Source organism: Aeromonas sp. 604176 (assembly GCF_049170755.1).
Lineage (GTDB): Bacteria > Pseudomonadota > Gammaproteobacteria > Enterobacterales > Aeromonadaceae > Aeromonas > Aeromonas veronii_A.
On record NZ_JAAKNE010000221.1, the window covers coordinates 1 to 2,311 of the forward strand.

Below are 2,311 nucleotides of genomic sequence, written 5' to 3' on the forward strand. Positions count from 1 at the left end.
CATGCCGAAGGTGCTCTCGAACAGACGGGCACCGGCCACCACGCCGGAGGCGCAATAGATGGTGAAGAAGAGCAGGATCACCAGCGCCGAGAGAATGCGCAGCACCTTGCTGTGATCTTCAAAGCGGTAGGTGAAGTAGTCCGGCAGGGTCAGGGCGTTGCGGTTCTTCTCGGTATGTACCCGCAGGCGACCCGCTACCCAGCGCCAGTTGAGGTAGGCGCCGATGACCAGACCGATGGCGATCCAGCTCTCGGAGATGCCGCTGACGAAGACGGCGCCGGGCAGCCCCATCAGCAGCCAGCCGCTCATGTCGGAGGCGCCGGCAGAGAGAGCGGTGACCCAGCTCCCCATCCGGCGGCCGCCCAGAATGTAGTCATCAAAGTTGCGGGTGGCGCGATAGGCGACGAAGCCGATCAACACCATTCCGAGGATATACACCAGGAAGGTGATTAACATGGGTGTGCTAGCTGTCATGCAAAACTCCGTTTTGTGTCATTTTCTGCCCGCTCTGGTGACGGGCTCATCCCTAAAAAACCGGCCTAGCTTAATCAGCCGTTCGCGCCAGCTCAACCACTTTTAACAAACACAAAACACAATAAAAACCTTTGCGCATCAAATCATCTGCCGCATCAAGAGGATGGCGCCAGATTTCCTGCCGTGGCCGTGGCAGCCATATCGCCGCAACGGCGGCTATTGAGCGTTATGTTTTCACATTTTGTTACTATCCATTTTTTACAAGCCAGCGCCCCGCTCCTACACTCCCCGCCCTGTCTCATCACACCAGTCAAAGGTCGGCACCATGTCATCTCATCTGTCACACCTGCGAACCCTCGCCCGCCGCCTTCACCCGGTGGAGGAGTCGGGTCATCTCATCCGACGGGCCAAGTATGTGGGGCGTCTCTGGCTCAATCCCGGCGCCCGCGCCCTCTATCGCCAGCAGCAGGAGCAACCGCTGCTAGCGCAGGCGATCAGCCGCTTCCCCGATATTCTGGAAAAGCCGATCCACCCCTATCGCCACAAGGGGCTCAGCAAGCGCCTGCGAGCCGGGCTTATCAGCGGCCACTACCAGCAGCTGGCACGTCAGCTGCCCAAGGCGCAACAGCTGGCAATCTACAGCGGGCACGGCCTGCTGCTGGCCCAATGGCAGAGCGACAAGCTGACGGCACCGCTGACCCTGCAACTGGATTACCAAACCCACATGGGCAAAGAGGGGGAGATGAGCCTGACCCTCAAGCTGGGTGACGCGGCCCTCTATTACATGGCCCTCAATCTACGCCCCGCGCCGAACCCGACCCTCGAGATCTGCTCGCTGCAGGGCGGCAAGGGGCAGAGCGAGGAGATCAAGCAGGTCACCAAGGCGTGCGGCGGGCTGCGCCCCATGTCCCTGCTGGTCTATATGGCCGCCGAGCTGGCCCGGGGGTTGGCGTGCAAGAGCCTGCTCGGGATCCGCACCCAAAGCCACGTCTATCAGAGCAGCAAACGCACCGCCGATCGGGTCAAGTTCGACCTCGACGGCTTGTGGCAGGAGCATCAGGGCTGTGTGCAGGATGAACTCTGGATGAGCCTGCCGCTGGAGGTGCCCCGCAAGACGCTGGAGGAGATCCCCTCCCGCAAGCGGGCCAGCTACAAGGCGCGCTATCAGCTGCTCGATCAGCTCGGCAGCGAGCTGCAGACAAATCTGCTGCGAAGCTGAGTCAACCTAGCAGAAACAAAAAGGGCGAACAGCATGCTGTTCGCCCTTTGTCGTGACGGGGATTTGCCGTTAGCGGTTGATCGCCATCGGCATGCCGTTGCGCTGCTCCAGCGCCTGCTTCACCAGTTGGGAGTCGCTGTCGGCGTGGGCAATGAAGCGGGTCACCGCCGGAGTCATCGGCAGCGGTGCCGGCAGCTTGGAGTTGAACTCCTCTTCGCTGCGCGACAGCGGCTGATGCACTTCCAGATAGCGGACACCGTTGGGCTCGAGGGAGGCCTTGATCGGCTGGTTGACGAACTGGACGCGGGTACCGACCGGTACCTGCTTGAACAGGTAGGCGATGTCGTCGTTGCGCAGACGCACGCAACCGTGGCTCACCCGCAGGCCGATGCCGAAGTTGGCATTGGTACCGTGGATGGCGTACATCTTGCCGATGTAGAGGGCAAACAGACCCATAGGGTTGTCCGGGCCGGCAGGCCATACCGCAGGCAGGCTCTCGCCACGGGCGGCGTATTCGGCATGCATCTTGGCGGTCGGGGTCCAGGTCGGGCCCGCTTTCTTGCGCTGCACGCTGGTCACCCAGTTTTCCGGGGTGTCGGTGCCGAGCTGGCCGATGCC

3 protein-coding genes are annotated in these 2,311 nt (G+C 61.8%); 1 reads left to right on the forward strand and 2 read right to left on the reverse strand.

All coding sequences use genetic code 11. The annotated features are described in order from the left end of the window. On the reverse strand, positions 1-474 hold a 474-nt coding region (locus G5358_RS20785; RefSeq protein ID WP_421324848.1), incomplete at its 3' end, for a sodium:solute symporter family transporter. Positions 475-799: 325 nt separating this feature from the next. Between G5358_RS20785 and G5358_RS20790 the strand changes: the two genes are divergently transcribed. After that, complete coding sequence (locus G5358_RS20790; RefSeq protein WP_421324849.1) at positions 800-1,693, forward strand: VirK/YbjX family protein; 894 nt, start codon at positions 800-802, stop codon at positions 1,691-1,693. Positions 1,694-1,762: 69 nt separating this feature from the next. Here G5358_RS20790 and G5358_RS20795 read toward each other — a convergent pair. Continuing rightward, positions 1,763-2,311 (reverse strand): L,D-transpeptidase family protein (locus G5358_RS20795; protein ID WP_421324850.1); only part of this gene is annotated, 549 nt, incomplete at its 5' end.